1 protein-coding gene is annotated in these 496 nt (G+C 43.8%); it reads left to right on the top strand.

Annotated elements, in window-relative coordinates; all coding sequences use genetic code 11:
• Positions 1-68: 68 nt before the first annotated feature.
• On the top strand, positions 69-428 hold the full coding sequence (gene tnpB / locus N784_RS15770; RefSeq protein WP_036836558.1) for an IS66 family insertion sequence element accessory protein TnpB: 360 nt from the start codon (positions 69-71) through the stop codon (positions 426-428).
• The last annotated feature ends 68 nt before the right edge of the window (positions 429-496 follow it).

Genomic DNA, 496 nt, shown 5'->3' with positions numbered 1-496 from the left:
CCTTCGTGTCACTGAAGCCATATCTCCAGCAATACTCCGTGAACTCATCTTTATAGAACGCTAAGCCTATGTTCAGTCTAAATGATAGCAACAGATTCTTCCTGTATCCCTTTCCTACGGATATGCGGAAGAGTTTCTACTCACTCAGCGGTATTGTGACCAACGAGATGGGCATGAATGTACAAGATGGCGATGCCTTCATCTTTATCAATCGTCCATGTACCAGCATGAAGGTTCTGCATATGGAATGCGGTGGTCTGGTCATCTACCATCTTAAGCTTGAAAGGGGCAGTCTTGTACTGCCTTCCAGCCTGCTTGAAACCAAGAAGCCGTTGGAAACAAGGTGGTCAGATCTGATTATGATGGTTGAAGGTATTAGCCTTGAGCATGCAAAAACTGCAACACGCTGGAAGCCGGACAAGTGTTAGAAAAACACCATAAATGCGTGAAAAACAATGCTGTAAAATTGCTTTTCACGCATTTATTTCGTACCTTT

Source organism: Pontibacillus litoralis JSM 072002, from assembly GCF_000775615.1.
Classification (GTDB): domain Bacteria; phylum Bacillota; class Bacilli; order Bacillales; family BH030062; genus Pontibacillus; species Pontibacillus litoralis.
The sequence above is the reverse complement of the archived record's forward strand: the minus strand, read 5'-3'. Positions and strand labels throughout refer to the sequence as shown.